At 63.3% G+C, this 20,219-nt stretch carries 24 protein-coding genes and 1 pseudogene; 15 read left to right on the forward strand and 10 right to left on the reverse strand.

What is annotated here, in order from left to right; all coding sequences use genetic code 11:
• The 6 genes and pseudogenes from AC04SI_RS30740 to AC04SI_RS30765 all read left to right on the forward strand — a co-directional run.
• Positions 1-127 (forward strand): annotated as a pseudogene (locus tag AC04SI_RS30740) (IS110 family transposase); the annotation flags it as partial.
• A gap of 386 nt (positions 128-513) precedes the next feature.
• The gene (tauA, locus tag AC04SI_RS30745; RefSeq protein ID WP_404282168.1) at positions 514-1,527 is read left to right on the forward strand and encodes a taurine ABC transporter substrate-binding protein; all 1,014 of its coding nucleotides are present in this window, start codon (positions 514-516) and stop codon (positions 1,525-1,527) included.
• A gap of 83 nt (positions 1,528-1,610) precedes the next feature.
• The gene (locus AC04SI_RS30750; RefSeq protein ID WP_404282170.1) at positions 1,611-2,384 is read left to right on the forward strand and encodes a taurine ABC transporter ATP-binding protein; all 774 of its coding nucleotides are present in this window, start codon (positions 1,611-1,613) and stop codon (positions 2,382-2,384) included.
• Positions 2,381-3,241 carry an ABC transporter permease subunit gene (locus AC04SI_RS30755; RefSeq protein ID WP_404282172.1) on the forward strand — a complete coding sequence of 287 codons (861 nt, stop codon included), beginning with the start codon at positions 2,381-2,383 and terminating at the stop codon, positions 3,239-3,241. The genes AC04SI_RS30750 and AC04SI_RS30755 overlap by 4 nt, the downstream gene beginning before the upstream one ends.
• A gap of 21 nt (positions 3,242-3,262) precedes the next feature.
• Entirely contained in the window at positions 3,263-3,439 is a 177-nt protein-coding gene (locus AC04SI_RS30760) for a hypothetical protein (RefSeq protein WP_404282174.1), read from the forward strand.
• Positions 3,440-3,488: 49 nt separating this feature from the next.
• Complete coding sequence (locus tag AC04SI_RS30765) at positions 3,489-4,418, forward strand: TauD/TfdA dioxygenase family protein (protein WP_404282203.1); 930 nt, start codon at positions 3,489-3,491, stop codon at positions 4,416-4,418.
• 124 nt (positions 4,419-4,542) lie between these two features.
• Here the strand turns inward: AC04SI_RS30765 and AC04SI_RS30770 are convergent, their stop codons facing one another.
• A complete protein-coding gene (locus AC04SI_RS30770; RefSeq protein ID WP_006205332.1) occupies positions 4,543-4,728 on the reverse strand; it encodes a hypothetical protein in 186 nt (61 codons plus the stop codon).
• A 308-nt stretch (positions 4,729-5,036) separates the two neighbouring features.
• On the opposite strand from AC04SI_RS30770, the gene AC04SI_RS30775 reads away from it, so the two are divergent.
• The 4 genes from AC04SI_RS30775 to AC04SI_RS30790 all read left to right on the forward strand — a co-directional run bounded on the left by AC04SI_RS30775 (position 5,037) and on the right by AC04SI_RS30790 (position 8,315).
• On the forward strand, positions 5,037-5,396 hold the full coding sequence (locus tag AC04SI_RS30775) for a septal ring lytic transglycosylase RlpA family protein (RefSeq protein ID WP_404282176.1): 360 nt from the start codon (positions 5,037-5,039) through the stop codon (positions 5,394-5,396).
• A 233-nt stretch (positions 5,397-5,629) separates the two neighbouring features.
• The gene (locus AC04SI_RS30780) at positions 5,630-6,907 is read left to right on the forward strand and encodes a polyhydroxyalkanoate depolymerase (protein WP_404282178.1); all 1,278 of its coding nucleotides are present in this window, start codon (positions 5,630-5,632) and stop codon (positions 6,905-6,907) included.
• 192 nt (positions 6,908-7,099) lie between these two features.
• Positions 7,100-7,717, forward strand: coding sequence for a transglutaminase-like cysteine peptidase (locus AC04SI_RS30785; protein ID WP_192179472.1), 618 nt, complete (start codon positions 7,100-7,102; stop codon positions 7,715-7,717).
• 358 nt (positions 7,718-8,075) lie between these two features.
• Positions 8,076-8,315: a hypothetical protein gene (locus AC04SI_RS30790; RefSeq protein WP_404282180.1), complete on the forward strand. Its 240-nt coding sequence runs from the start codon at positions 8,076-8,078 to the stop codon at positions 8,313-8,315.
• Between the two features lie 108 nt (positions 8,316-8,423).
• Here AC04SI_RS30790 and AC04SI_RS30795 read toward each other — a convergent pair whose 3' ends face one another.
• From AC04SI_RS30795 to AC04SI_RS30810, 4 genes are all read right to left on the reverse strand, one after another.
• Positions 8,424-8,792 carry a helix-turn-helix domain-containing protein gene (locus tag AC04SI_RS30795; RefSeq protein ID WP_006205327.1) on the reverse strand — a complete coding sequence of 123 codons (369 nt, stop codon included), beginning with the start codon at positions 8,790-8,792 and terminating at the stop codon, positions 8,424-8,426.
• Between the two features lie 24 nt (positions 8,793-8,816).
• Complete coding sequence (locus AC04SI_RS30800) at positions 8,817-9,338, reverse strand: Smr/MutS family protein (protein ID WP_006205326.1); 522 nt, start codon at positions 9,336-9,338, stop codon at positions 8,817-8,819.
• Positions 9,335-10,441 (reverse strand): murein transglycosylase A, encoded by a 1,107-nt coding sequence (mltA, locus tag AC04SI_RS30805; protein WP_404282183.1) that lies wholly within the window; start codon positions 10,439-10,441, stop codon positions 9,335-9,337. The genes AC04SI_RS30800 and mltA overlap by 4 nt, the downstream gene beginning before the upstream one ends.
• A gap of 128 nt (positions 10,442-10,569) precedes the next feature.
• On the reverse strand, positions 10,570-11,274 hold the full coding sequence (locus tag AC04SI_RS30810; RefSeq protein ID WP_192179476.1) for a Tim44/TimA family putative adaptor protein: 705 nt from the start codon (positions 11,272-11,274) through the stop codon (positions 10,570-10,572).
• Between the two features lie 199 nt (positions 11,275-11,473).
• Between AC04SI_RS30810 and AC04SI_RS30815 the strand changes: the two genes are divergently transcribed.
• On the forward strand, positions 11,474-11,974 hold the full coding sequence (locus AC04SI_RS30815; RefSeq protein WP_404282205.1) for an FxsA family protein: 501 nt from the start codon (positions 11,474-11,476) through the stop codon (positions 11,972-11,974).
• Positions 11,975-12,100: 126 nt separating this feature from the next.
• The gene (gene secB / locus AC04SI_RS30820; RefSeq protein WP_192179478.1) at positions 12,101-12,601 is read left to right on the forward strand and encodes a protein-export chaperone SecB; all 501 of its coding nucleotides are present in this window, start codon (positions 12,101-12,103) and stop codon (positions 12,599-12,601) included.
• Positions 12,602-12,859: 258 nt separating this feature from the next.
• On the opposite strand, the gene dnaQ is transcribed toward secB, so the two are convergent.
• The 5 genes from dnaQ to AC04SI_RS30845 all read right to left on the reverse strand — a co-directional run bounded on the left by dnaQ (position 12,860) and on the right by AC04SI_RS30845 (position 16,636).
• On the reverse strand, positions 12,860-13,564 hold the full coding sequence (gene dnaQ / locus AC04SI_RS30825; protein WP_404282185.1) for a DNA polymerase III subunit epsilon: 705 nt from the start codon (positions 13,562-13,564) through the stop codon (positions 12,860-12,862).
• 178 nt (positions 13,565-13,742) lie between these two features.
• Positions 13,743-14,348, reverse strand: a complete 606-nt coding sequence (coaE, locus tag AC04SI_RS30830; protein ID WP_404282186.1) for a dephospho-CoA kinase — start codon at positions 14,346-14,348, stop codon at positions 13,743-13,745.
• Positions 14,345-15,187 carry a shikimate dehydrogenase gene (locus tag AC04SI_RS30835; protein WP_404282188.1) on the reverse strand — a complete coding sequence of 281 codons (843 nt, stop codon included), beginning with the start codon at positions 15,185-15,187 and terminating at the stop codon, positions 14,345-14,347. Before AC04SI_RS30835 ends, coaE begins: the two co-directional genes overlap by 4 nt.
• Positions 15,180-15,773 (reverse strand): Maf-like protein, encoded by a 594-nt coding sequence (locus tag AC04SI_RS30840; RefSeq protein ID WP_404282190.1) that lies wholly within the window; start codon positions 15,771-15,773, stop codon positions 15,180-15,182. The genes AC04SI_RS30835 and AC04SI_RS30840 overlap by 8 nt, the downstream gene beginning before the upstream one ends.
• A gap of 41 nt (positions 15,774-15,814) precedes the next feature.
• Positions 15,815-16,636 (reverse strand): pyruvate, water dikinase regulatory protein, encoded by an 822-nt coding sequence (locus AC04SI_RS30845; protein WP_404282192.1) that lies wholly within the window; start codon positions 16,634-16,636, stop codon positions 15,815-15,817.
• A 405-nt stretch (positions 16,637-17,041) separates the two neighbouring features.
• Between AC04SI_RS30845 and hemE the strand changes: the two genes are divergently transcribed.
• From hemE to rho, 3 genes are all read left to right on the forward strand, one after another.
• Positions 17,042-18,067 carry a uroporphyrinogen decarboxylase gene (gene hemE, locus AC04SI_RS30850; RefSeq protein ID WP_404282194.1) on the forward strand — a complete coding sequence of 342 codons (1,026 nt, stop codon included), beginning with the start codon at positions 17,042-17,044 and terminating at the stop codon, positions 18,065-18,067.
• Positions 18,067-18,597, forward strand: coding sequence for a protoporphyrinogen oxidase HemJ (gene hemJ, locus AC04SI_RS30855; protein WP_404282196.1), 531 nt, complete (start codon positions 18,067-18,069; stop codon positions 18,595-18,597). The genes hemE and hemJ overlap by 1 nt, the downstream gene beginning before the upstream one ends.
• 165 nt (positions 18,598-18,762) lie before the next feature.
• Entirely contained in the window at positions 18,763-20,028 is a 1,266-nt protein-coding gene (gene rho / locus AC04SI_RS30860; RefSeq protein WP_081482260.1) for a transcription termination factor Rho, read from the forward strand.
• Positions 20,029-20,219 lie beyond the last annotated feature (191 nt).

Here is a 20,219-nt window from a genome sequence, read left to right on the forward strand (position 1 = left end):
CTTCAAAGCCTTCTATGCTGCACTCGCGGCTCGCTCCGGATCAAAGAAACTCGCCATCGTCGCTGTCGCCAGAAAACTTCTGATCACTCTCAACGCCATCATTCGAGACAAAACCGCATTCGCATGAACACAGTTGCCATGCCGTGACGGCGGCCGAAGAATGCAGCGACGCGGAATGAAGGCTGCTCCTCCGCCCTTCCGGGCATCAAAGAAAGTCCGGCACCGTGGCGACGCCTTGGTGTCACGGCATGGATCCCAGGGGTCTGCGCTCCGCTTCGCGTCGCTCCGCCCTAGGATGACGAACTCGGACGCTTCGGCCAGTCTTGACGGTCCAGTGTGCCATCTGCCGCGGTCGCGCCCGTGGCAGCCGCGCTTTGCGCTTCGCTAGCCTATCACCAGTGGCTTTTTTCCACTCAACCCGTCCTGGTTGGAAGGATTTAACTCTACAAGAACGATAGAATTAGCGGACTATGAAAAGGCAATCCAGTTTTTCGCCTTTTCATGGAGCCCATCATGTCGATCATTTCACGACGCATCATCCTGCTCTCGTCGGCGGCACTTGCCGGCGCCGCATTCCTCGGCCCGGCCTCTGCCGACGACCTCAAAATCACCATCGGCTACCAGACCGTGGTCGAACCCTCGAAAGTGCCGCAGACCGACGGCGCCTATGAGAAGGCCACCAAGGCCGCGATCGACTGGCGGAAATTTGATTCCGGCGCCGATGTCATCGCAGCGGTCGCCTCCGGCTCGGTCGATATCGGCTATGTCGGATCGAGCCCGCTGGCGGCCGCGGCCAGCCGCGAGCTGCCGATCCAGACCATCTTCGTCGTCGGCCTGATCGGCGAATCCGAAGCGCTGGTCGCCCGCAACGGCGCCGGCATTAAGAACATCGCCGACCTTGCCGGCAAGAAGGTGGCGGTGCCGTTCGTCTCGACAACGCATTACAGCCTGCTGGCCGCGCTGAAGCATGAAGGCGTCGATCCGAAGTCGGTCGAGGTCCTCAATCTCAGGCCGCCGGAGATCGCCGCCGCCTTTACGCGCGGCGACATCGACGCGGCCTATGTCTGGGATCCGGCGCTCGGCCAGATCAAGACCACCGGCAAAGTGGTGCTGGATTCCTCGCAGGTTGCAGCCTGGGGCGCGCCGACCTTCGATGCCTGGATCGTGCGCACCGACTTTGCCGAAAAGCACCCGGAAGCGGTGCGCGACTTCGTCAAGGTGACGGGCGCCGCCTATGCCGAGTTCCTGGCCAAGCCCGACGCCTGGTCGGTTTCGTCGCCGCAGGCAGCTAAGATCGCCAAGATCACCGGCGCCAAGCTGGAAGAGGTGCCGCAATTGCTCAAGGGTTACGTCTTCCCGACGCTTGAGGAGCAGGCCTCCGCCAAATTCCTCGGCGGCGGCACGGTCAAGGCGATCGAGGCGGCATCGGCCTTCCTCAAGGAGCAGGGCAAGATCGACGCCGTGCTGCCCGACTACTCGAAATACGTGTCGTCGAAATATGTCAGCGAGGCGCTGGCCTCGAACTGACGCGCGACGCGTGCTGCCTGCCCGGACCGCTGACGAGGAGTGGTCTCGGGCAGGTGGATTTGTAGAACCTACTGCGAGGGACCATGCCTCAACTCGTGCTTGATAAGGTCTCGGTGCACTACGAAGGCCAGGCAGCGCCAGCCGTCGAGCGTGTCTCGATCAACGTCGCCAAGGGCGATTTCGTCGTGCTGGTCGGCCGCTCCGGCTGCGGCAAGACCTCGCTGCTCAACGTCGCCGCCGGGCTGGTCGAGCCGGTGCGCGGCAGCGCCAGCATCGCGGGCCGACCGATCACGGCACCTGGCCCGGACCGCGCCGTGGTGTTCCAGAACGATGCGCTGTTCCCGTGGCTGACCGCGCGAGAGAACGTCGCTTTTGCTCTCAGGCTGCGCGGCGTGCCGTCAGGTGAGCGGGCACAGCGCGCGGACGAGCTGCTCAGACTGGTCAAGCTCGATGGTGCCGGCGACAAGCGCATCTGGGAGCTTTCCGGCGGCATGCGCCAGCGCGTCGGCCTGGCCCGCGCACTCGCCGCCGAACCCGAATTCCTGCTGCTCGACGAACCACTCGGTGCGCTGGACGCGCTGACGCGCGAACGCATGCAGACGACGCTGCTCGATCTGTGGGCGGCGGCCCAAGTCGGCGTGCTGATGGTCACGCACGGCATCGAGGAGGCGCTGGTCCTGGCCACCCGCATCGTCGTGCTGGCGCCCGTGCCGGGCCGCGTGGTGCAGATTTTCGAGATCGGCTTCAGCCGGCGCTACTCGGCCGGGGAGGCCATTCGCAGCATCAAGGCCGATCCCGCCTTCGCGGCGGCGCGTGGCGAACTGACCGACGCGATCTTCGAAGGAGAGGCGGCGTGAGCGTTACCTCTTACAGCGAACGGCCGACCACAAGGACCGACGAAAGCAGCGCGCTGTCGGTGCCGTGGTCGCGGCCACGCCCGAAACGGCGCGGGATTTCGGCACGCGCAGTCAGCGCCATCACCATCCTGGCGGTGCTCGCGGCATGGGCGCTGTCGGCCCGCCTGCAGCTGGTGTCGCCGGTCTTTCTTCCATCGCCTTTCGCCGTATGGAACAAGTTCGTCGTCGTCGCCCGTGACGGCTTCGTCGACGCGACGCTCGCCCAACACGTCGTCGCCAGCCTGGGCCGCGTGTTCGCAGCGCTGATCGCCGCGCTTCTCGTCGGCGTTCCCGTCGGGCTCGCCATCGGCATCAGCACCATCGGGCGCGGCATCTTCGATCCGCTGCTGGAATTCCTGCGGCCGATCCCGCCGCTCGCCTATCTGCCGCTGGTCATTATCTGGTTCGGCATCGGCGAACCGTCGAAGATCCTGGTGATCACCATTGCAATGCTGGCGCCGGTGGCGCTGTCGACGGCGTCAGGCGTGCGCGGCGTCTCGCAGGAGCGCATCAATGCGGCGCGCTCGCTCGGCGCCAGCCGCTTCCAGCTTGTCCGCCATGTGATCCTGCCCAGCGCGCTGCCCTCGATCCTGACCGGGCTGCGTATCGCGCTCGGCGCCGGCTGGTCGACGCTGGTCGCCGCGGAACTGGTGGCAGCGACGCGCGGCCTCGGCTTCATGATCCAGTCGGCCGCCCAGTTCCTGGTCACCGACGTCGTGGTGATGGGGATTTTGGTGATCGCTGCAATCGCCTTCGTGCTGGAATTCATCATCCGCCGGATCGAGCGCGGGCTCGTTCCCTGGGCGGGACGGGAATAACCGAAGCAGGAGAGAATGACGATGACCCATTCCACCGCCATGCTGTTTGCCCATTTCGGCAACTGGCTGCTCGCCTGGACGAGGGAGCCTGAACGCCAACCCAGAACGCCGGCACCCGTGCAGCTCGATGCCGAGCACGACCGCCTGCCGCCGCGCGACGAAGGCTTTTACTGGGCCTGGCAATGTTGGTCCCAGTGATCAACCTCAGTCGACCTGCCTTCCCCCAAACAGAAACGAGGAGATTCCCATGAGCAACCCGGCCCCTACCGACCAGATCATTCCTGCGACCGACGCTGTTCCGCTAACCGCCCGCGTGGGAGCGGAGATCAGAGGCATTCGCCTCGGTGGAAACCTGTCGGATGCCACCATAGCATCGATCAATCAGCTTCTTTTGCAGCACAAGGTCATCTTCTTCCGCGGCCAGCAGCATCTCGATGATTCCGAGCATGAACTGTTCGCGCGGCGCCTGGGGGATCTTGTGCCTCATCCGACGCAAGGGCCGATTGCGGGCACCGCTTCGATCCTCAATCTGGATTCGAGCCGCGGCGGCGGTCGCGCGGACCAATGGCACACGGACGTGACCTTCGTGGACGCCTATCCGAAATTCTCCGTGCTTCGCGGCGTCGTCATTCCTCCGGCCGGAGGCGATACGATCTGGTCGAACACCCATGCCGCATATGAAAGCCTGCCGGCGCCGCTCAAACTGCTGGCGGACAATCTCTGGGCCATTCACAGCAACGCCTACGACTACGCAGCCGTGCGTCCTCGCGCTTCCGCCGAGGAAAGGAAACATTTCGAGGAGGTCTTCACCTCGACCGTCTACGAGACCGAGCACCCCGTCGTGCGCGTGCATCCGGAAACCGGGGAACGCTCGCTGCTGCTCGGCAATTTCGTCCAGCGGTTTGTCGGCCTATCCAAGAGCGACTCCGCAAAACTCTACGAGTTGTTCCAGGCCTATGTGACCACCCCCGAAAATACCGTGCGGTGGCGGTGGCAGGCCGGCGACGTCGCGATCTGGGACAATCGCGCCACCCAGCATTATGCGGTGAATGACTATGGAAGCCAGCAACGGATCGTGCGCCGTGCCACCGTCGACGGCGATGTGCCGATCAGCGTCGACGGACGCCGTAGCGTGACCCACGTCAAGGCGGCCAAGCCGGCGGCAAAGGCTGCCTGACTCTATCGGGCGCCGTCCGTCCAGCCGGACGCACGGCGCCAGCCTTGCCGACGGTCATGGTCATCAGCGGCGGCAAAGGTCGCGTTTGATGTCGTGCCAGTGGGCGAAGCCGCAGGCGGCCCAGTCAGATGCGCGAGCGGTTTGCCCAGCCCAGACCGAGCAAGCCGACCAGCATGGTGAGGAGACCGATACAGAGCCATTGCGACTGGCCGGTCATGAAGCTTCCCGGCACAAGACCGATGCCTTGCAGCGACCACAGCAGGCCGATGGCGAGCACGATCAGCGCCAGCAAATTCCTCATCAACCGCATCGGCGGAATTCCCTTGCCAAGTCGATCGTCAACAGCGTCACTGCGGCAATGAAAGAGCCAAAAGGAAGCGATCCGATCGCGTCCATCTCTACTTGCTTATTAACGCTCGATCTTGCCAGAACTGGCTGGGAAGCGGCGTGATGTTCATCACAGATACGCGGCCCGATGCGGGAAGACTCATGACAAACTGTTTCCCGCCGACTCCAAACGTGTGCTTCCGCCACGGAACCGACAGATGATTGCCGCATTTGGTGCCTTAATCGTTCCTTAACGGCTGGGGTCTGTCTAAACGGAGCCATTCCCCCAACATGATGAAAACCAAGCAAACCGCGCTTGTTGCGGTAACGGTAGCGGCTGGCCTGATGGTCGGCGCCTCCACCTCCTCCGCAGCCGCCCAGTGCGGCCGTGCCTCCTGGTACGCGCTGCACTCCCGCACGGCCTCCGGCGAGCGCATGAACCCCTCGGCGATGACCGCCGCGCACCGCACCTTGCCCTTCGGCACCAAGCTGAAGGTGACCAACAAGAACAATGGCCGCAGCGTCGTCGTGCGCATCAACGATCGCGGTCCTTTCATCAAGGGCCGTGTGCTCGACCTGTCGAAGGGCGCCGCCAGCCAGCTTGGCTTCATCGGCTCGGGCCACACTTCCGTCTGCATGGCCCGCGTCTAAAATGTCCGATATGTCAGGCTAGAGGGCCGGACACATTTCCTACACACATCGCAACGCACAGTGAGCCGGCTCGGCCATTCAAGGCGGATTTTCAAGGCCTTGGACAAAAGAACCATTTGTCAGACCAATTGACGTATTGCATCGCAACAATATGTTGTTAACCTCGCCGCGAGAGATTCAAGGCTCGGCGCTGCTCGTCGTCCCTTCGGTCGCATGCAGCAGCGGGGTTCTTGATGTTCTACCAGCTCTATGAAATGAACCATGCGGCGCTGCAGCCCGCCCGCTTCTATGCCGATGCGGTGCGGATGTTCTACATCAATCCGCTCAACCCGATCTCGCACACGTCCTTTGGGCGCTCGGTCGCGGCGACCGCCGAATTGTTCGAGCGCACCACGCGCCGCTACGGCAAGCCAAAGTTCGAGCTGGCTAAGACCGTGGTCGACTGGAAAAGCGTCGAGGTCACCGAAAAGACCGTCTGGTCGAAGCCGTTCTGCAACCTGGTCCGTTTCGAGCGGGCTGTCCCCGCCGGACGCAAGCCCGATCCGAAGCTTTTGATCGTGGCGCCGATGTCGGGCCATTACGCGACGCTGCTGCGCGGCACGGTCGAAGCGATGCTGCCGCATGCCGACGTGCACATCACCGACTGGGTCGACGCCCGCATGGTGCCGCTGGCCGCCGGCAGCTTCGACCTCGACGACTATATCGACTACATCATCGACATGTTCCATGCGCTAGGCCCGGACACCCATGTCATGGCGGTCTGCCAGCCTTCGGTGCCGGTGCTGGCGGCGGTGGCGCTGATGGAAAAGCGCGGCGACCCCTTCGTGCCCTCGACCATGACGCTGATGGGCGGTCCGATCGACACCCGCCGCAATCCGACCGCGGTCAATCTGCTGGCCGAGGAAAAGGGCATCGGCTGGTTCCGCGACAACGTCATCATGCGGGCGCCCTGGCCGGTGCCGGGCTTCGGCCGCGAGGTCTATCCGGGCTTCCTGCAGCTGTCGGGCTTCATGAGCATGAACCTCGACCGCCACATCATCGCCCACAAGGACTTCTTCATGCATCTGGTCAAGCATGACGGCGACAATGCCGAGAAGCACCGCGATTTCTACGACGAGTACCTGGCGGTGATGGACCTAACGGCGGAATTCTACCTGCAGACCGTCGACACCGTGTTCGTGCGCCACGCTCTGCCCAAGGGCGAGATGATGCATCGCGGCGAGCTGGTCGACACCTCGGCGATCCGCAATGTCGCACTGTTCACCGTCGAGGGCGAGAATGACGACATCTCCGGCCTCGGCCAGACCCAGGCCGCGCACGATCTGTGCGTCAACATCCCGGCCGACAGGCACGCCCATTATATGCAGCCGGCGGTCGGCCATTACGGCGTCTTCAACGGTTCGCGCTTCCGCTCCGAGATCGTGCCGCGCATCGCCGACTTCATCACCAGCTATGGCCGCCAGAACCGCGTTGCCGCAAAGCCGAGGCTGGTGCGCTCCGCCAAGAGCTGACGCAACCAGAAGTGAGACGCGCAACCGAACCGCGCAACAGGACCGTCCGGCGTGCCCGGATGGTCCTGTTGCACAATGGCCGCTGTCAGGATGGTGAAAGTAACCATGCCATCAATCGGACCACAGTCATAATTGACACGGACTGTAAATCGCTCTTAACGTTTCGTTAACAACAAGGGGCGAACGGGGACAATGATTTCCTCACCGATGGCACGGACGCTGCGCTTGTGCGCAGTCGCAGGGCTGGCGATTTCGGGATGCTGGGCGGGACCGGCGTCGGCTGCGGGGGCGATGGCGACCGGCGGGATGACGTCTCAACCGATCGGACATTACGATTTCTGCAAGTCCAATCCCGGCGAATGCTCGATCCGGCCGCGCAGCCTCGCGCCAGCCAGGATGACCGATGCGCTCTGGCGCAAGCTGACCAGCGTCACCGCCAAGGTGAATGCCGCCGTCAAGCCTCTGAGCGACTACGACATCTACGGCAAGGATGAAGTCTGGGCCTATCCGGATAACGGCCTCGGCGACTGCGAGGATTATGTCCTGGAGAAGCGCCGCGACCTCTATCGCATGGGTATATCGCTCGCCGATCTCCTGATGACCGTCGTGCGCAAGCCGGACGGCGAGGGCCATGCGGTGCTGACGGTGCGCACCGACAAGGGCGATTACGTCCTCGACAATCTCACCGACAAGGTCCGCTCGTGGGATGAGACCGGCTACCGCTTCCTCAAGCGCCAGGCGATCGACAACACCGGCCGCTGGGTCTCGATCCGCGATGGCCAGCAGGTTTTGGTCGGCGCGGTCCAGTAAAGGCAGGCGGGACGCGTTCGAAGCACGCCGCGTCAAGCGCCTCACAGCTATCGTAGGTCGGCGCCGCCCCTCATTGCCCTGCCGGGCATTTCTCCCGTATAGTAACGGGGAGAAAGACGCCGTCATCGATATTTTCGCCAATCATCGACGCTGCAGAATGGGCGCTAACGCGGCGGCCATCTCTCTTCTCCCCGTCACTATACGGGGAGAAGGTGCCGGCAGGCGGATGAGGGGCAGCGCCGCCCCTCAATGTGACTACGGCTGGCCACGCACCGCCTCCGACATATTCCGCAGTCTCCGTGAACCATTTCCTCCCGGCCGGCGACACACGGCCGTAAACCAACCGTGGAGATTTCAAATGACTGCCTTTCTGCGTACGACCTTTCTCGCCGCCGTCGCGATGTCGGCGCTGGCCGGGCCTGCTCTGGCCGATCAGACCGTCACCAGCTGCGCCAGTACGTCGACCAACGATCTGTGGAGCGGCCGCTGTTGCGGTGCCGGCGACTCGAACTGCCTGGGCGGCGGAAACAATGGCCACGACCATGACCGTGGCGATAATGGCCGTGGAGACAATGGCGGCCAGGCCGGCAAGAAATGATCTCACCACAGCTGCCCGCTGGCTGTCCGCCGGCGGGCATCTGTTCAGGTGAAGCGAACGTCGGCGCCAGCGCGGGTGAACGCGCGTCCCCTTGGCGTAAATTGCGTACTACACCCGCCGACCAAGTGCTGCGCGGATCGATGCGGTGATGCGGCGAAGCTCGGCTTCGTCCAGCTTCTCGATGTTTTCGGCCAGAAGATTGGCCAGCTCGGTGGCGGCTGGCGAAAGACCCGACGTGTCGATCCTGACGCGCGGATGCGAGGCCTCGGCAAGGCGGGCAAGCTCCTCGGCATCGTCCCAGATGACGTTGAAATAACCGATGATCTTCTGGATCAGCGTCCAGGTCGGCGCGCCGCGGCGGCCATGCTCCAGGGCCGACAGATAGGCGGCGCTGACGCCGATGGCCTCGGCCATCGCCTTCTGGCTGAGGCCGCGCTCGTTGCGCAGTGCGCGCAGCTTTTCGCCAAACGGCGTCATGGCACCATCTTCATGGCCGCGCCCTCACGCGCGCACCCGCCGCAAGCGCACATAGAGCGCGCCCGAACCGCCATGGTTGCGGGCGGCGTGATCGTGGCTGGAAACCAGCGGCCGGAAGGCGGGCGTCGACAGCCAGGCGGGCACGGAGCGTCGCAGCACGCCGTCGCCGCCCGACGAGGAGCCCTTGCCGGTGATGACCAGCACATAGCGGATGCCGCCGGCATGCGCCCGGTGCAGGAACGCAAACAACAGCGAATAGGCCTCGTCCTGGGTCATGCCGTGCAAATCGACGCGGCCTTCGATCGGCAGCCGGCCCTTCTTCAGCTTGTCCAGCGTCGGTTCGTCGAGCGCATGCGAAACATGCTGCGTCTTCGGTTTCGCGGCGACGACCGGACTGCCGACAGCAGGTACGGGCGTTGGCTTTGGGTCGACAACGATGTCCGGAATGACAATGGCGGCCTTACCCTTCAGCGGCTTGGCCGTGCGCGCCACCAGGTTCCACAGGACGCGATCGTCCTCGCTCAGCCTGTCGATGCGGCGGGTCATGGCACCGCACCCGAAACGAGCGCTCTCGGGAGCAGCGCATAAAACTCGGCGGCATTGCGCACGACGCCGGCGATCTCGCCGGCGGCGTCACCCGAGCCGGCGAACAGGTCGCCGCGGGCCGGACCGGTGATGGCCGAGCCGGTGTCCTGCGCGATCATCAGCCGCCGGAACGGTTTTGCGTCGAAGGCGGTCAGCGACGGCGCGTCGATATAGAAGGGCGTGCCGAATGTGTGGAGCAGCCGGTCGACGGCGATCGAGCGGCCCGCCGTCAGCGGCACCTTGGCGGCGGCGATCGGGCCGAGCCCGGCATCGTCGACCGCCGCCTCGCGGAAGAAAATGTAGGAGCGGTTCTGCCAGAGGATCTCGTCGACGCGATCCGGATGCGCCTTGAACCAGGCGCGGATCGACTGCATGGTCACTTTTTCCAGCGGGATTTCGCCGTTTTCGCTCAGCACCTTGCCGGGCCCGGTGAAGCGCTGGCCGGATTTGGCGGCATAGGTGACGCGGCAGAGCCTTCCGCCGGTCATCTTCAGCCGCGCCGCGCCCTGGACGTGGACGAAGAAGGCGTCGACCTTGTCGGCGACCCACGCGATCTCCAGGCCCTTGCCATCAAGCGCGCCGCGCTCGATCGCGCCGCGATCGAAATACTCGACCGGCCCGTTCGGCGTATCGCGGGCGAAAGCGAGATAGGGGTCCATGCCCGCCGGCCGGTTGGCGTCATCGATATCGACGAGATCGGCGGGGCGCGACAGAAGCGGCACCGAAAACCGCTCGGTCCATACCGGCGAGGCCTCGACCTCCGGCTCGTAGAAACCGGTGACGAGGCCGGCTCCGCCATTTTCAGCGCCGATGCGCGCCGGGACGAAGTGACGTTCGAAGAAGCTTCGGGATTCGGATCGATTCGGCTGCGAAACAGCGCGCGCTTCCTCATAGGCCGCGGCGAAGGCGGTGAAATCGACACCGAGCGCGCCGGTGCGATAGGGCTTTGTCAGCACATGGAAGGCCGAACGGCGAAAGGCGGCAAAGGCAGCCGGATGATCGTCATCGGCCCAGCCGGGCAGCCGGTCAAAGGATGTTTCGTCGAAGGCCGGAGATAGCGACACGACAAGGCCCGCCGCTGGTTAAAGCGCGTCGCGTTTGAAGAGAGTCATGCGACGCGCTTCCAGTCTTTGTTTTCATGCATGTCGTTGTCCCAAAACCGCTTCGCACTTTTGGGCGACTTGCATCCGGTTCAGTCTTCTTCTTCGGTGGCGACGAGCTTCCAGTTCGGATCGCGCGAGCGCGTGTCGCGGGCAAAGGTCCAGACGTCCTTGACCTCGGCGACGGTTTCGGGATCGCCGTCGATGACGGTGCCGGCCTTGTCGCGCGTTGCCGAGATCAGCTCGCTGACGATGCGCAGCGTGATGTGCGCCTCGCCGCCCTTCATCTCGGCGGCGACGATATCGGCCTTGTCGATGCCGACGAACGAGGACTGGATCTTTTCCGATTTCGCCTCGCGGTCGCCGATCGCGGCGACGAAGCCGTCATAGACCTCGCGCGACAACAGGTTCTTCAGCGTTTTGCGGTCGCCGTCGGCATAGGCCATGACGATCATCTCATAGGCCATCTTGGCGCCGTCGACGAAGGTCTTCGGATCGAAGGACGGATCGTTATCCTTGATCGTCCGCAGGCCCTTGTTGAGATCGCTGTCGGGCTTGGCGAAGGCGTCGATCGCCACATAAGTGTCGGCGGCCGGTTCTCCGGGCATGCGCTTGCGCGGCAGCGAAACCACGTTTTCGGATTTCTGCGCCGCGTCGTCGCGGGTGCGGCTTGCGGAATAGGGGTCGAAGGGCGGGCGTTCGCTACCCGTGCGGCGGCCGAGCACGTTGCGCAGCTGGAAAAAGATCACAACCGCCGCAATCAGAAAGAAAATCGTGCCGAAGTCGAAGAATCCCATATCTTCCGCCAATTCGATCCCTGTCCAGGCCGGACCGCCGGCCAACAGAAGGCCACAGTCGCATAGCGTTCAACATTCAAAGCATATAGAACGCAAGGCGCAATCATTCAAATTAAAGGCAGGCATACCTATCTAACAGCTCCGGTGCCAGCGGCGATTGCGTGCTGGCCGGCAAAACATCGACATGATCGGCCAAGATTTGCGTATTTCGTTGCTTCCCCCGTTCCTGCTCGCGCTTCCCCTGCTGGAAATCGCCGGTTTCGTCATTGTCGGCAGCCAGATCGGCGCGCTGGCGACGGTCGGCCTGGTGCTGGCCTCGACCATTGCCGGCAGCCTGCTGCTACGCCACCAGGGTTTCGGCGTCATGAGACGCGTGCGCGCTGAAATGGATGCCGGGCGCGATCCGAGCCGCCAGCTGGCGCATGGCGCCATGATCGTGCTGGCGGCGATCCTTCTGATCATTCCCGGGTTCATCACCGACATCTTCGCTGTCCTGTTGCTGCTGCCGCCGGTGCGCGACCTGGCCTGGCGGATGCTGAAAGGCCGGATCGTGCTGGCGACCAGCTTCGGCAGCAGCGGTTTCCGGACGAAGCCACGCGACAAGGTCATCGATCTCGACGACGGCGATTATTCGCGCGCCGACGATTACAGCCGCGGCCCGGACCACAATTCGCCCTGGCGCCGCCTCAAGGACGATTAGAGCTGGCACGATCCAGATCCGGGGACGAGCCGAAGGCGGCAAACCTTGTCTTGTCATGCCGACCATGGTAGCGAACCCCCGGTTTCAATCCGGTAGCACTGCTGCCCAGGCAAAAGGACAAGGCTCATGGCCAGCAATGAAGACGCGCCGGTCGGCGCCGCCAACGGCAACAGCAATGCAGCGCAGCCGGCACTCAACGTGCTCGCCCAATATGTGAAGGACCTGTCCTTCGAAAGCCCCGGCGCGCCGAATTCGCTGCGCGGCCGCGACAAGGCGCCCGGCATCGCCATCAATGTCAACGTCAACGCCAATCCGCTCTCGGACAAGCAGTTCGATGTCAACCTGACATTGAACGCCAAGGCGTCCTTCGACCAGGAAGTGCTGTTCAACGTCGAGCTGGTCTATGGCGGCGTGTTCGCCATCAGCGGCTTCCCGCAGGAGCATATGCTGCCGATCCTGTTCATCGAGTGCCCGCGGCTGCTGTTCCCGTTCGCCCGGCAGATCATCGCCGAAGCGACCCGCAATGGCGGCTTCCCGCCGCTGATGCTCGACCCGATCGACTTCGCGCAGATGTTCCAGCAGAAGCTGGCCGAGGACCAGGCGGCGTCCAAGGTGAAGGCTAGCTGAGCTAATCTGCTCTGCGATTTATGAAGACCCGGCCTCGTGCCGGGTTTTTTTGTTGGAGAGGATGGCGGGACAGCACCCCCCTCTGCCTTGCCAGGCATCTCCCCCTCAAGGGGGGAGATTGGACGTCACCGAAGCCTTCGCCAATCTTCGACGTTGCAGGAATGGCTGGAGCGACGAAGCTGCTAATCTCCCCCCTTGAGGGGGAGATGGCCGGCAGGCCAGAGGGGGGTGTGACGGAACGCTACCTACGCAGTCCGTTCACCCCGCCGCCACTCGCAACCACAACGCCTTTTCGCCGAGCGTCGCGACCAGGCCGGCATGGGCCGTCCGATCAGCCTCGGTCAGGCGCGGCGGCAGGGCGATTGGTCGCGCGGCGATGGTGATGTCGATGTCGGCTACATCGCCCGAGCCGTTCACCTGCACCGCCACCGCGTCAAGAATAAGCGCCGCCTGCTTGCCGCCGATGAGCTCGATATAGACTTCGGCCAGCAGTTCCGAATCGAGCAGCGCGCCGTGCTTGGTGCGGTGGCCGTTGTCGATGCCGTAACGCCGGCACAGCGCATCAAGCGAATTGGGCCCCATCGGATGCTTGCGGCGCGCCAGTGCCAGCGTGTCGACGACACGGCCGGGATCGATAACGGGATGGTCGAGCCGGCCGAATTCGAGATTGAGGAAACCGATATCGAAATTGGCGTTGTGGGCGACGAGCTTGGCGCCGTCGGTGAAGGCCAGCCACTCGTCGACGATTTCGGAAAAAGTCGGCTTGCCGACCAGGTCGGCGGCGCTGATGCCGTGAACGGCCTGCGCTTCGTGATGGATCGCCCTGCCTTGCGGGTTGATGAATTTGTGGAAGGTGCGGCCGGTCGGAAAGCGGTTGACCAGCTCGACGCCGCCAAGCTCGATGACGCGGTCCTCGCGCGAGTCGAGGCCGGTGGTTTCCGTATCGAAGATGATCTCGCGCATCGAATCAGTCCGCTCTAAAGGAGCAGAATCCTACACCAGAACAAAATGGCAATGGGCAATGCTGACGGCCTACGCATGATCCCCGAAAATCGGAACCGATTTTCGGAAAGGATCATGCGCAAAATCAAAGTGCTACAGCGTCCTTTGCGCGTCCGAATGGACGCGCGGCGCTGTAGTGTCAGGAGCCGGCCGTGCCGGACTTATGCCCCGTCAGTTCGGCGATGATGGCCCCGACCGCGGCGCGCGCGGCGTCGAAACCCTCATCGGTGTCGATGACGAAGTCGGCCTGCCGGCGTTTTTCGGCATCCGGAACCTGCTTGGCCAGGATCGCCGCCAGCTTTTCTTCACTCATGCCGGGCCGCGCCAGCACGCGGGCGCGCTGGATTTCTGGCGGCGCGGTGACGACCACGACCTTGTCGACGCGGTTTCGCCCGCCGGTTTCGAACAAGAGCGGAATGTCGAGAACCGCAATCGGCGCGCGGCCGGCGCGGTGCCTGGCCAGAAAGGCGTCGGCGTCGGCGCGAACGAGCGGATGGACGATCGCTTCCAGCGTCTTCAGCGCGGCGGCGTCGCCAAGCACGCGTCCGGCGAGCTTGGTACGGTCGACCACCCCGGACACGGTGGCCCCGGGAAAGGCCGCCTCGACCAGCGGGGCGGCCTTGCCGGCATAGAGACGATGCACCGTCTCGTCGGAATCATGCACCGGCACGCCGGCGTCGGCGAACATTTTTGCGGTCGTCGACTTGCCCATGCCGATCGATCCGGTGAGGCCGAGCACGATCATTGTTTGGCGCCAATGTCAGTGACGATCATTTGCCGGAGTTCTGCCGTTACCTCCGGCCTGATGCCGAACCAGCGCTCGAAACCGGGCACAGCCTGATGCAAGAGCATGCCCAGCCCGTCGACCGTCCTGAGACTTCTCGCGCGCGCCGCGGCAAGCAGCGGCGTCTCCAGCGGCACGTAAACAATGTCGGTGACGATGGCGTGGTCCGGCAACTCGACCGGGTCGGCGGCGAGGGCCTCGTTGCCATGCATGCCGAGTGCCGTGGTGTTGATAAGCAGGCCGGCATCCATGAGCAATTCGCGGGTCGCTTCCACGCCGTAGGCGGAGACGCCGGCGCCGAAGCGGCGAGCCAACTCCTGCGCTCTCGAAAGCGTTCGGTTGACGATGCGGATGTCGCTCACGCCGCGCTCGACCAGCGCGCGGATGACCGCGCGGGAAGCGCCGCCGGCGCCGAGCACCACGGCCGGACCATTTCTTGCCCAACCCGGTGCGTGTTCATCGAGATTGGCGGCGAAGCCATGAGCGTCGGTATTGCCGCCCCACAAGGCGCCATCCTCGAACCACAGCGTGTTGACGGCACCGATCGCTTCGGCCGCCTCGTCACGTCGGTCGACCAGCGCGAAGGCCGCCTCTTTGTGCGGAATGGTGACGTTGCCGCCGCTGTAGCCGTTGTCGCGCAGCGTGCTCAGAAAGTCGGCGAAATCCTCCGGTTCGACGTCGATCGCCTGGTAGCTGCCGTCGATGCCGTATTTTTCCAGCCAGTGGCCATGGATCTTCGGCGACCGCGAATGGGCGATCGGATGTCCGGTGACGAAAGCTTTTTTCGACGTCTCAGCCATCGATGGCTCCAAGCTCGCGCAATTTCGCCAGAACGGGCAGCAGCGGCAGGCCGACAATGGTAAAATAGTCGCCCTCGATTTTCTCGAACAGCTGAATGCCTTCGCCCTCGATCTGGTAGGCGCCGACGCTCGAGAGCGCCTTGGCGCCGACGCGCGCCAGATGGCGGCCGATGAAGGCCGGATCGAGCTTGCGCATGGTCAGGCTGGCGACGCCGACATGGCGCCACAGAACCTCGCCATCGCGGCAGAGCACGGCGGCGCTGTTGAGTTGATGGGTCTTGCCCGACAGCGCCAGCAGATGGCGGCGCGCGCCTTCCATGCCGGCGGGCTTGTGGAAGACCTCGTCGCCGAGCGACAGCGTCTGGTCGCAGCCGAGCACCAGCGCGCCGGGCTTGCGTTCGCTGACTTCGGTCGCCTTGGCTTCGGCGAGGATCGAAGCGACATCTTCCGGCGAGACGCCTTTCAGCGGAGCCTCGAGCGCCCGCTCGTCGACTTGAGCCGGCACCGCCTCGATATCGAGGCCGGCATTGACGAGCATCGCCTTGCGGTACGGACTGCCCGAAGCGAGGATGATTTTCTCGGCCATGATTTTCGCGCACCCGCGTCCCGGTCTAACGGGGCAATGGGTTATCTGTTCTTCCCCCGCAGGGCAACGATGGCCGCGGCCGTTTCCTCGATGGAGCGGCGGCTGACGTCGATCATCGGCCAGCCATGCCTGGTGCAGATCTGGCGGGCATAGGCGAGTTCCTCGGTGATGGCGGCGCGGTCGACATAGTCGGTCGCCTCATAAGAACTGCTGTTGCCGAGGATGCGGTTCTGGCGGACATGCGAGATGCGCTCGGCGGTGGCGATCAGGCCGACGATCAAGGGCGTCTTGGCGTTGACCAGGCTTTCCGGCACCGGCACGCCGAGCACGATCGGGATGTTGGCGGTCTTGATGCCCCGATTGGCGAGATAGATGCTGGTCGGCGTCTTCGAGGTGCGCGAGATGCCGATCAGCACGATGTCTGCGTCGTCCATGTTGGCCGGCAGCTGGCCGTCATCATGCTCCATGGTGAAGTTGAGCGCGTCGATGCGGCGGAAATATTCGGCATCGAGCACGTGCTGCGCGCCGACGCGGCGGCCGGCCGGCGTGCCGAGATAGGATTGGAAGACGCTGAGCACCGGCTCCAGCACCGAGACGCAAGGCAGGCCCATGGTCGCGCAGCGTTCGTCGATGCCGCGCGCCAGCTTCTGGTCGACGACGGTGTAGAGGATGATGCCCGGCTCCTCCTCGATGTCCTCGAACACCTTGGCCACCTGCTTTTCGGTGCGGATCAGCGGATATATGTGCTCGATGGCGCGCGCATCCTTGTATTGCGCGGAAGCCGCGCGCCCGGCGGCCAGCAGCGTCTCGCCGGTGGCATCCGAAATCAGGTGAAGGTGAAAGAAGCTCTGGGGTTTGTTCACAGGGTTTGGTTCCAGGCTGTGGGCGGATGTGGATAAACGGGGGTCGAGAAAACGGCCGGCGGAGAGGGACTGTATCAGATGGCAGTTTGTCCACAATTCGATGTGCTGTAGGCTTCGTCGGGCGGCTGGGGACAAGTCTGGGGACTGGCTTTTTCACCCTTCCTTCATCCACAGAGCCATTTTCCTGGCGCTTGCGTCAAGCCATTGACTCCAGTCGTGGATTCCGGGTCTTCCACAAAGTCCTGCAACCCCGCGGGAGAAGCGCGCGACAATATGCTGACTGGCCTTTTTGGCGGTCAGGCTGGACAGGTGCCAACCACCACAACCAACAGACTCTTAGAATCAGAAGATTCTTAGAAATAAGATATTTGATTTAGAAAGAGGCCCGAGAGAGGCGAACGCTGCATGCGGCACAAGCGGATCATGCTGGACGTATTGAAGGGCGAGTCGGTGTCTCCGCCACCGCTCTGGATGATGCGTCAGGCCGGGCGCTATCTGCCGGAATATCGCGAGACCAGAAAGCGGGCCGGATCGTTCCTCGATCTTTGCTACAATCCGGATCTCGCCGTCGAAGTGACGCTGCAGCCGATCGAGCGCTTCGGCTTCGATGCTTCGATCCTGTTCTCCGATATATTGGTGGTGCCCAATGCGCTCGGGCGTGACGTGCGGTTCGAAGAGGGCCGCGGGCCTTTGCTGACGCCGATCACGGCGGCGGAGATTTTGGCTTTGGAGAGCGAAACGTTTCACGTGAATCTCGAACCGGTCTACGAGACGGTTCGCCGGTTGCGGGCGAAACTGCCCGGTGAGACGACGCTGATCGGCTTCTGCGGCGCGCCGTGGACGGTGGCGACTTACATGATCGCCGGCCATGGCACGCCCGACCAGGCGCCGGCGCGGCTGTTTGCCTATCGCAAGCCGGAAGCCTTTGCCCGGCTGTTGAAAGTGCTGGCCGATCATTCGGCCGCCTATCTCATCCGCCAGATCGAGGCCGGCGCCGATGTGGTGCAGATATTCGACTCGTGGTCCGGCGTGCTCGATGATGTTTCTTTCGAAGCCTTTTGCGTCGAGCCGGTTGCGCAGATCGTTCGGCAGGTGAAGGCGGTCTATCCCGATGTTCCGGTCATCGGTTTTCCCAAAGGTGCGGGAGAGCGCTATCGCGATTATCGGCAGAAGACCGGGATTACCGGCCTCGGCCTCGACTGGACCGTGCCGCTCGGGATGGCGAAGGAGTTGCAAGCCGGTGGTGCCGTGCAGGGCAATCTCGATCCGTTGCGGCTGGTGGCCGGCGGCAAGGCTCTGGCCGACGGCGTTGATTCTATCCTGAAGGCGTTGGGCGATGGCCCGCTGATCTTCAATCTCGGCCATGGCATCACGCCGGAGACGCCGGTGGCGCATGTCGAGGCGATGGTGAAACTGGTGAGGACCCGCTGATGACCGACACGAGCAACAGCACCGGCCAGGCGATGAAGCGCATGGCCATCGGCATTGTTGCTCTGGTGGTGCTGACCGCGCTGCTCTATTTCGTGGCGCCCGATAGCTTCTATCCCTGGGCCAAGGCGATCCATGTTATCGCCGTCATCTCCTGGATGGCCGGAATGCTCTATCTGCCGCGCCTCTTCGTCTATCACGTCGATGCCGAGAAGGGTTCCGCCCAGTCCGAGACCTTCAAGGTGATGGAGCGCCGGCTGCTGCGGGCGATCATCAATCCGGCAATGATCGTCACCTGGGTGTTCGGCCTCTGGCTCGCCTGGAAAGGGTTTGGTTTTCAGGGCGGCTGGCTGCACGCCAAGATCGCCGCGGTGCTTTTGTTGTCGGGCCTGCACGGCTATCTCGCCGGCGCGGTGCGCAAATTCGCGGAGGACAAGAACGAAAAACCGGCGAGGCACTGGCGGATCGTCAACGAGATCCCCACATTGCTGATGATCGTCATCGTCGTCCTGGTCGTAGTGAAGCCTTTCTGACATCACGCCGACCCGCAAAAGGCGGCTTGCTCTTTCAACCGACCGACGATACAAGACGGGTCTTCCTTCCCGTCATGCGCCGCCCCATTTTCGCTTTCGGCCGCGCCCGGCATTTGTCGCATCCCGCCGATTTTTTCTCCCCAAAGCCTACCCAGAGTCCATCTAATGCAAGAAATGAAACTCACTGAGTTCAAGAACAAAAAACCGCCAGAGCTGATCGCTTATGCCGAATCGCTCGAGGTCGAGAACGCCAGCGTCATGCGCAAGCAGGAGCTGATGTTCGCGATCCTGAAGAAGCTGGCCGCCCAGGATATCGAGATCATCGGCGATGGCGTGGTCGAAGTGCTGCAGGACGGTTTCGGCTTCCTGCGCTCGGCCAATGCCAACTATTTGCCCGGTCCCGACGACATCTATATTTCGCCGTCGCAGATCCGGCGCTTTTCGCTGAAGACCGGCGATACGGTCGAAGGGCCGATCCGCAGCCCGAAAGAAGGCGAGCGCTATTTCGCGCTGCTCAAGGTCAACACCATTAATTTCGACGATCCGGAAAAGATCCGTCACAAGATCCACTTCGACAATCTGACGCCGCTCTATCCGACCAAGCGGCTGAAGATGGAGATCGACAATCCGACCAGCAAGGACATCTCGCCACGCGTGATCGACCTGGTGGCGCCGATCGGCAAGGGACAGCGCGCGTTGATCAACGCGCAGCCGCGTACCGGCAAGACGGTTCTGATGCAGAACATCGCCCACTCGATCACTGCCAACCATCCGGAATGCTATTTGATCGTGCTTCTGATCGACGAGCGGCCGGAGGAAGTGACCGACATGCAGCGCTCGGTGAAGGGCGAGGTAATCTCCTCGACCTTCGATGAGCCGGCGGTGCGCCATGTTCAGGTCGCCGAAATGGTGATCGAGAAGGCCAAGCGGCTGGTCGAGCACGGCCGCGACGTGGTCATCCTGCTCGATTCCATCACCCGCCTCGGCCGCGCGTATAACACCGTGGTGCCGTCATCCGGCAAGGTGCTGACTGGTGGTGTCGACGCCAATGCGCTGCAGCGGCCGAAGCGCTTCTTTGGCGCGGCCCGCAACATCGAGGAAGGCGGCTCGCTGACCATCATCGCGACAGCACTGATCGATACCGGCAGCCGCATGGACGAGGTCATCTTCGAAGAGTTCAAGGGCACCGGCAACTGCGAAATCCAGCTCGACCGGAAGGTGGCCGACAAGCGCATCTATCCGGCTATGGACATCCTGAAGTCCGGCACCCGCAAGGAAGACCTGCTGATCCCGCGCGCCGACCTGCAGAAGATCTTCGTGCTGCGCCGCATCCTGGCGCCGATGGGAACCACCGACGCGATCGAATTCCTCATCGACAAGCTCAAGCAGACCAAGACCAATGCCGACTTCTTCGATTCGATGAATACGTAGGCGACTGGCGAGGGAGCACCTCTCGCCTTCGTCATCCTCGGGCGAGGATCCTGTGTGTTCGTTCAGTGCTATGTTTGAGGTGGGAAGGAGGCCGAGAGGATCCTGGTCGTCCCTGTTGGGACAGGCCGCGGCATGGCTCGGCCCCTTCCCACCAATGAACCATCAACCTGAACAGTTGCACGGGGCTGTTA

The sequence above is a fragment of the Mesorhizobium sp. CNPSo 4689 genome (genome assembly GCF_057784325.1).